The organism is Aurantibrevibacter litoralis (genome assembly GCF_034651555.1).
GTDB lineage: Bacteria > Bacteroidota > Bacteroidia > Flavobacteriales > Flavobacteriaceae > Aurantibrevibacter > Aurantibrevibacter litoralis.
In genome coordinates this window covers 201,009-208,952 of the sequence record NZ_JAYEEQ010000006.1, presented here as the reverse complement: position 1 = coordinate 208,952, position 7,944 = coordinate 201,009, and the positions used below count along the sequence as shown (strand labels likewise).

The window sequence follows — 7,944 nt, the reverse complement described above, 5'->3', positions numbered from 1 at the left end:
ACACGGCATGTACCTATACCATCTTCCATCTACAGAAGACGCACCAACCCATCATTTAGAACTCACGGCGTAAACCGTGAACTTTGTAAAAAAAATTTGGGTAAAAACATCCGTTTTCTTTACCAAAACTCTATTGGAATTTCAATACTTTACCCTTGCGCCGGACGCACTCGTTCCAGAGTAGTGTTTGGTGGCAGCAAACTTCCAAAGTAAATATCTCTTACTTCTTTGGTTGCGGAAGATGACACCCCTAAAAAAATAACAATTGCTTTTTTTGGTTTTCACGTAGAAGTCCATCTTTATTAGACTTCAAACGAGCGTATGGTCTTTTTTATGATCGCTATACAGTCTAACAACTGTGTTTCTGTCATAACTAAAGGTGGCGCAAAACGTATAATATTGCCGTGGGTTGGTTTTGCCAATAGTCCGTTTTCCTTTAAGGCTAAGCAGATATCCCACGCTAGAGACCCATCTTCAGTATCGTTAATAAGGATAGCATTGAGCAACCCTTTGCCTCTTACCTGCGTAACTACGGAACTGCTGGAAATAAACGTATTTAGTTCTTTTCGGAAAAGCACTCCAAGGTGAAACGCATTTTCGGCCAATTTTTCGTTCTTAACCACCTCTAAAGCAGCCATGCCTACTGCTGCCCCTATGGGATTGCCACCAAAGGTGCTGCCGTGATTTCCCGGCTGTATTACCTCCATGATGTCGTTGTTGGCCAATACTGCCGAAACCGGATAGGCGCCACCGGAAAGGGCTTTGCCCAAAATTAAAATATCGGCTTTTACTTCCGGTGTACCGCTACAATGTTTGTCGGTACAGCTACAGTTTCCGCAAGTAGCAAGCAGCCTTCCAGTTCTGCCGATACCGGTTTGAATTTCGTCGGCAATGAAAAGCACATGGTATTTTTCGCATAGGGCCTTGGCCCCTTTGAGATAGCCTTCGGAAGGCACATAAACGCCCGCCTCTCCTTGAATGGGTTCTACTAGAAAGCCTGCTATATTTTGGTTTTCCTTTAGTACGGCTTCTAAGGCCGCAAGATCGTTATACGGAATTTTTAGAAAACCTTCTGTAAAAGGCCCAAAGTTGCGGCGGGCTACAGGATCGCTAGAAAAGGAAATGATCGTGGTAGTACGTCCGTGAAAATTGTTCTCGCATACTACAATCTGAGCGTTTCCTTCTGGGATATGTTTTTTTTCATAGGCCCATTTGCGACCTATTTTTAAGGCAGTTTCTACAGCCTCTGCTCCTGTATTCATGGGCAGGAGCTTGTCGTAACCAAATGTTTCTGCAACGTATTTTTCAAATACACCTAGCTTATTATTATAAAACGCGCGGGAAGTAAGGGTTAAAGTTTGTGCTTGCTGCACCAATGCTTCCACAATTTTGGGATGGCAATGCCCTTGGTTTACCGCTGAATAGGCCGATAAAAAATCGTAATACCGCTTTCCTTCTACGTCCCACACAAAGACGCCCTCGCCTTTACACAACACCACAGGCAGTGGATGGTAATTATGGGCACCGTACTTTTCCTCTAAGGCCATGGCTTCTTGGGATGGTATTTTTTCTAAAAGAGACATGATAAAAATTACTTTAAAATAAAACGTTAGCAATTCCTTCTATACCTTTTTACCTTCGAAATCCCAAGCGGGTATTGGGACGAAAATTCAGCGTAGGAGAGAAATCATCCTTAGTAGCAAGGTAAAATTACAGCTATTTTCTAATTCGTGCCACTATTTGCGTTAAGGATTGCAGCGGAAATCCTTTTTTTGAAGGTTTTACTCAAAAAAAGATTGGAGCGAAAAGCCTGACCCATCGGGGTAACGCCCAAAAATCATAACAAAATGCCACCCAATACATGGTTCTCGGGCAATCTGATGCGTCTAGAAGGAAACCAGTGGCGAAAATTAGATTGAGGGTATGATGACACTTTTTAGGGTGAAAAATTAGGTTGATCTTGGCTACATTTTAAGAATTATGAACGATATATTCATGAAAAAGATTTTACTTTTGCCGCATGCGGAAAATGAATAGTAGGCTCGTCTTTGAACAGGTGAAGGTTACCGATGCCGGAGCTAAGGGGAAAAGCATTGGAAAGGCACCCGATGGACGAGTTATATTTTTATCGAATGCTGTTCCCGGCGACGTAGTAGATGTGCGGATTACCAAAAAAAGAAAGGCTTATTTTGAGGGTGAAGCGTATTATTTTCATGCACTTTCCGAAAAACGGACTACGCCGATTTGTACCCATTTTGGAGTTTGCGGTGGCTGTAAATGGCAGCATATGGACTATGCGCACCAATTGTTTTACAAACAAAATGAAGTGGCCAACAACCTGCGCCGTATTGGACATTTAGAACTGCCCGAAATTTCTCCTATCATAGGGTCCGAAAAAACCTATTTTTATAGGAATAAGATGGAATTTTCGTTTTCGGACAGCCGGTGGCTTACCTTAGATGAAATAAAGAGCGGGACAGCTATTACGGATAAAAATGCCTTGGGTTTCCATATTCCCGGTATGTGGGACAAGATTCTCGATATAGAAAAGTGCCATCTACAGCAGGATCCATCGAACACTATTCGTTTGGCTATTAAGGATTTTGCCATTCGGAATGCCATTAGTTTCTTTAATCCCCGGCAGCAGTTGGGCATGTTGCGTACTTTAATGATACGTACCTCTTCTATTGGCGAATTGATGGTGCTCATTCAGTTTTATGAAATTGAGACCCCAAAGAGAGAACTTTTACTTTCGTATGTGCAACACGCTTTTCCGGAAATAACTTCACTTCTTTATGTGATTAACCCAAAACAGAATGATACCATTTACGATCAGGAGGTGGTTTGCTTTTCGGGTAGGGATCATATTTTTGAGGAAATGGAGGGATTGCGGTTTAAAATAAATGCAAAATCTTTTTATCAGACCAATTCTGAACAGGCCTATACGCTATATAAAATAACCCGAGATTTGGCCGGATTAACCGGAAACGAATTGGTGTACGATTTGTACACCGGCACAGGGACTATTGCACAATTTATTTCGAAAAGAGCTAAAAAAGTAATCGGTATAGAATCGGTTCCCGAAGCCATATTGGATGCAAAGGCGAATGCGGAGATCAATGCACTACACAATGTTTCTTTTTTTACGGGCGATATGAAATCGGTTTTTAATTCTGAATTTATACAGGAACACGGTGTCCCGGATGTTATTATTACGGATCCGCCACGGGACGGCATGCATGCTAAAGTAGTAGCGCAAATGCTGCAAATTGCGCCCAATAAAATAGTTTACGTAAGTTGTAACAGTGCTACACAAGCCAGAGATCTGGCGTTGCTAAAAGAAGCCTATACCATAACAAAGGTGCAACCGGTAGATATGTTTCCGCAAACACATCACGTAGAAAATGTTGTACTTTTGGAAAAAACAGGAGCCTAATGATCACTAAATCTAAAAGTCGTTTATGAAGGTAAAAACGATAGTTGGGGTACTCATGGTAGTGTTGCTTTTTAGTGCTGCCTGCGAAAAGGATGATATTTGTGTAGATGGAGATACGCCATTGTTACGTATCGATTTTTTTGACGACAACGATGCTTCTGCCGTAAAGAACGTTAGTGCGTTACAGATAGAAGGACTTTTGAACGGCAATGAACCCCAAGGTGTAATTCCGAATATTTCTTTAAGTGCTGTGGGGCTGCCGCTGCGCCTCGGCACCACGAGTACTACCTTTATTTTGTCTCAAAATTTAACCCCCAATGACAGTACCACAGTTAATATAGACACGCTTACGTTTACCTATAGCGCAAAGGAAGTCTTTGTCTCTAGGGCCTGTGGGTTTATAGCCAATTTTGACGATCTTGGTACTGAACTTACAACAGATCCGGACAATTGGATTAAAAGAATTGAAATTGTAGATACCCTAGTTGCTAATTCCGAATCCGCCCATGTTAAGATATTTCATTAGCTTATTATTTGTGGCCTGCTTTTTTGTGGGATGGTCTCAGGAAAATACCATTGATCTTAACCCCAAGGATACGGTGGTTTACAAACAACCTTACGGTATTCGGTTTGGTATAGATTTAAGTAGACTCGGCATTACCGCGATGAACGACAATTATACCGGATTTGAGGCCGTGGGCGATTATCGACTTTCTCAAAAATTTTATGCGGCTGCAGAATTGGGTAATGAAAAAAAGACAAAGCAAGAAGATGTGCTGAACTTTACGGCGTCTGGCAGTTATATAAAATTGGGGTTCGATTATAATACCTACGAAAATTGGTATGGTATGAACAATGCGATACATATAGGTAGCAGATTGGCCTTTAGCAGTTTTAGTCAGACCCTAAATAGTTACAGTATTTTTGAAAGAAACAGATACTGGAGTCCGGATACTTTTTTTCCGGTAGCTTCGGATCCTAAATCTTTTGATGGATTATCGGCAGTTTGGATAGAATTTGTTATGGGTACTAAGGTAGAACTGTTTAGTAATATTTACATGGGTGTCAGTGTACGCTTGGGTTTACTGCTGAGCAATACCCAACCCGAAAATTTTACGAATTTATGGATTCCCGGTTTTAATAAGGTTACAGACGAAAGTAATTTTGGCGTAGGCTTTAACTACACCCTTACCTATTTGCTGCCGTTGTACAAAAAAGCGAAACCTCCAAAAATCGAAGAAGTAAAAGAGACACCCTAGAGGTTCTACAAGGGAACGGATTTAGTATTTTTTCCTGAGGTTATACTTCCCAGATTTTTTTTCGGAATACCCATTTTACGAGTACCTTGTTGTTGGTCTTGGATGGCCAGAATTTAGGAGCCAAAAGACTTGCAAAAAGTGCGGAAGCTACGGCCAAAAAAACACCCTGAACTTTGGGCAAACTATAGCCTAAAACCATCCTGAGGATCACAAAAATAATGGCAAAACTTATAAAATTAAACCATAGTGCTTTTATTTTTGGTTTCATTTATTGCTGATGGAGATTAAATTTAGTTCGTTTACTCCCTTGATACATCACATAGTTCACCAATCGCGACTCCAAATGACTGTTGAATACCTTTATCTTTCGGGAGGGTCTAAGACCTACATGTTTTAAGGCCTCTAAATTGGAGGTAATGAACCAGGCATCTGTACCGGGGTACTTTTTTTTCAATATATCTCCAATGTCTTTATAAAATTCTTCCATTTCCAGATTTAAACGCTCGCCATAGGGAGGGTTAAAAACCATATGCAAATGGGTTTCTGACGTTTTTTCTGTATCAAAAAAATTCTTTCGCGCAACGGTGATATAGTCACTTAAATTCGCATTTTCTATATTGTCCTGTGCTTTTTTTACCGCAGAGGGTGCCTTGTCGTAACCGGAAATGGTAAAATGAAATTCTCTGGTTTTTGAGAGGCAGGAGGTGACGACTTTATCCCATAATTCCTGATCAAAATCTTTCCATTTCTCAAAGGCAAATTCTTTTCTATTGATATTTGCCGGAATATTACACGCAATCATTGCAGCTTCGGTCAAAAAGGTACCACTGCCGCACATAGGATCTAAAAAATCGCACTGTCCGTCCCATCCGCTCAGCAATAGGAGACCAGCGGCCAATACTTCATTGATAGGCGCAATATTCGTGGCCGTGCGATACCCTCTTTGGTGCAATGACCTGCCGGAACTATCTAGTGCAATGGTACATGTTTCATCTTGTATGTGGATATGTATTCGCAAATCCGGAAACTTAATATCTACGTTAGGTCGCTGCCCTTCCGTATCCCTAAATTTATCTACGATGGCATCTTTTGCTTTCTGTGACACATACAAGGAATGTGTAAAATTTTCGGAATTTACGGTAGTGTCTATGGCAAAGGTAGTAGCGGTTGATAGGATGGGACTCCAATTAAAATCATACATCTTTTTATAAAGATCCTTTTCTCCGGTAACGCGAAAAGTATGTAGTGGCTTTATGATTTTAATAGCGGTTCTAAGACTTAGGTTTGCTTTGTACATAAAACCTTTATCACCTTCGAAAGATACACTTCGGTTTCCCGTTGTCACATTTATGCCACCTAAATTCCGAATTTCCTGCGCCAAAATATCTTCAAAACCAAACATGGTCTTGGCAACCATCTTATAATTATTGTTCATCCTAAAATTTATGAATACCACAAAAATACATTAATTTTATCCCCTATTGATGCTTTGACTCACAAGTACGCTAAATAACCACTCTTCAATGATCTATCTGCTTCCCATTCTAGGGGTTTTGTTAAGTTTTCTATTTGTACTCTTAGTAAAGCCTAAAAAAGCAGATCATTTTAAATTATTATTAGCCTTTAGCGGAGCCTTTTTGTTGGCATTGACTGTTTTTGAGCTCTTGCCCGAAGTGTATGAAAACGGGCATCCCAAGTTGATAGGGGTTTTTATCATGCTGGGAATCTTGTTGCAAATTTTTCTTGAGTTTTTCTCTAAGGGTGCAGAGCATGGTCATGTACACATAGATTCCGAAAAGGCAAGTTTCCCCTGGTTGCTCTTTATTAGTCTCTCTATACATTCTATTTTAGAAGGATTTCCCATACAAGGAAATACAACTATGGTATATGGTATTTTAATCCACAAAATCCCTATCGCCATAATTCTTAGTATCTTTTTTCTTGGCTCCAAGATTAGACGGGTTTATGCGTTGTTTTTCATTACGTTGTTTGCGTTAATGACACCACTAGGTACCTATTTAGCCTCTAGTTTCTCTGTTGTTTCAACCTATTCCACATTTGTTAATGCGGTGGTAATTGGGATTTTTCTACATATTTCTACCGTAATTCTTTTTGAAAGTTCTGAAGGGCATAAGTTTAATTTGAGGAAGTTGTTAGTTATAGCTTTGGGTGTAGTTATTGCTTATTATATGTAGATGTTTTCTAAGGAAGTTTCAAAAGTAATCCGGCAAGAATTTTGGGTTTCCTATGGAAAGGCATTTCCCCGTAAATGGATACGGTATGATACCAAGATTAAAGATGTATCTCTTAAATTTTATTTTGATACCCGGAATGCTGCTATCCTGTTAGATATTGAAGATTCAAATCCCACAAATCGTCGCATATACTTCCAAAAATTAGAAGCTCTAAAGGGTATCCTTCATCAAGATTATTTGCCCGATGCCGTTTATGAGGAACACTGTATTTTGGAAAATGGCAAGGAGATATCCAGAATATCTGTAACCCTTACACAGGTATCTATTCACGACAAAAACACTTGGCAACGTACTATGGTGTTCTTACATGACACCATGGATAAATTGGAACAGTTTTGGTTAGAATATGCCGAATTTATAAAAACCTAAATAACTGCACCAAGTATAAAAATATAATGAGAAATAGCACCGCCCAATACAAAAAAATGCCATATTACATGGTTATACGGGATTTTTCTTACGGCGTAAAATAGCGTTCCTAAGGTATAAAAAGCACCCCCTAGGATTAGAAAAACAAGACCGAAACGAGATACCGCAGTAACCAAATTATGAATATCAAAAACAATTAACCAACCCATAAATAAATATAGAAATAGCGACAATTTTTCGAATCTTCCGGTAAAAAAAAGTTTTAAAATACTGCCCATACCGGCAATGCCCCATACGGTCCAAAACAGCAGCCAACCGTTATTTTTTTCGAGCGTAATAAGGGCAACCGGCGTATAGGTGCCCGCTATAAGTACATAAATTCCGATATGATCCATTTTTCGCCAAAGCAATTTTAGCCTATAATCGTTTACCCAATGGTATATAGCCGATGTAGAAAAAAGTAAAATCAGAGAAAAGGCATACACCAAAATACTAAATGTACTGTAAGGTGTTTTATGTTCATTAAAAAGTAAAAGGAGCACAAGACCAACAAGCCCCAGCACTGCACCGACCGCATGGGATAGAGTGTTCCAAAGTTCTTCTTTTTTAGACTGTTTTTCCAATT

The 7,944-nt window shown here is 39.7% G+C and carries 10 protein-coding genes; 6 read left to right on the top strand and 4 right to left on the bottom strand.

Going from position 1 to position 7,944, the window contains the following annotated elements:
- A partial coding sequence (locus U1E44_RS07715; RefSeq protein ID WP_322930488.1) for a hypothetical protein occupies positions 1 to 213 on the top strand: 213 nt, incomplete at its 5' end.
- A gap of 89 nt (positions 214 to 302) precedes the next feature.
- Here the strand turns inward: U1E44_RS07715 and rocD are convergent.
- Positions 303 to 1,583, bottom strand: coding sequence for an ornithine--oxo-acid transaminase (gene rocD / locus U1E44_RS07710; protein WP_322930487.1), 1,281 nt, complete (start codon positions 1,581 to 1,583; stop codon positions 303 to 305).
- A gap of 437 nt (positions 1,584 to 2,020) precedes the next feature.
- Between rocD and rlmD the strand changes: the two genes are divergently transcribed.
- Genes rlmD through U1E44_RS07695 form a run of 3 tightly spaced genes read left to right on the top strand, consistent with a single transcriptional unit; the run spans position 2,021 to position 4,695 of the window.
- Entirely contained in the window at positions 2,021 to 3,436 is a 1,416-nt protein-coding gene (gene rlmD, locus U1E44_RS07705; protein WP_323673862.1) for a 23S rRNA (uracil(1939)-C(5))-methyltransferase RlmD, read from the top strand.
- Positions 3,437 to 3,461: 25 nt separating this feature from the next.
- Positions 3,462 to 3,962: a DUF6452 family protein gene (locus U1E44_RS07700; protein WP_322930485.1), complete on the top strand. Its 501-nt coding sequence runs from the start codon at positions 3,462 to 3,464 to the stop codon at positions 3,960 to 3,962.
- Positions 3,943 to 4,695: a DUF6048 family protein gene (locus tag U1E44_RS07695; RefSeq protein WP_322930484.1), complete on the top strand. Its 753-nt coding sequence runs from the start codon at positions 3,943 to 3,945 to the stop codon at positions 4,693 to 4,695. Before U1E44_RS07700 ends, U1E44_RS07695 begins: the two co-directional genes overlap by 20 nt.
- 40 nt (positions 4,696 to 4,735) lie before the next feature.
- Here U1E44_RS07695 and U1E44_RS07690 read toward each other — a convergent pair whose 3' ends face one another.
- Positions 4,736 to 4,963 (bottom strand): hypothetical protein, encoded by a 228-nt coding sequence (locus U1E44_RS07690; protein WP_322930483.1) that lies wholly within the window; start codon positions 4,961 to 4,963, stop codon positions 4,736 to 4,738.
- Positions 4,964 to 6,130 (bottom strand): THUMP domain-containing class I SAM-dependent RNA methyltransferase, encoded by a 1,167-nt coding sequence (locus U1E44_RS07685; protein WP_322930482.1) that lies wholly within the window; start codon positions 6,128 to 6,130, stop codon positions 4,964 to 4,966. It lies immediately after the preceding gene.
- An 88-nt stretch (positions 6,131 to 6,218) separates the two neighbouring features.
- On the opposite strand from U1E44_RS07685, the gene U1E44_RS07680 reads away from it, so the two are divergent.
- Together U1E44_RS07680 and U1E44_RS07675 are read left to right on the top strand one after the other, a co-directional pair.
- A complete protein-coding gene (locus tag U1E44_RS07680) occupies positions 6,219 to 6,890 on the top strand; it encodes a ZIP family metal transporter (protein WP_322930481.1) in 672 nt (223 codons plus the stop codon).
- Positions 6,891 to 7,319: a DUF4268 domain-containing protein gene (locus tag U1E44_RS07675; RefSeq protein WP_322930480.1), complete on the top strand. Its 429-nt coding sequence runs from the start codon at positions 6,891 to 6,893 to the stop codon at positions 7,317 to 7,319.
- Here U1E44_RS07675 and trhA read toward each other — a convergent pair.
- Positions 7,316 to 7,942 (bottom strand): PAQR family membrane homeostasis protein TrhA, encoded by a 627-nt coding sequence (gene trhA / locus U1E44_RS07670; protein WP_322930479.1) that lies wholly within the window; start codon positions 7,940 to 7,942, stop codon positions 7,316 to 7,318. The genes U1E44_RS07675 and trhA overlap by 4 nt on opposite strands.
- Positions 7,943 to 7,944 lie beyond the last annotated feature (2 nt).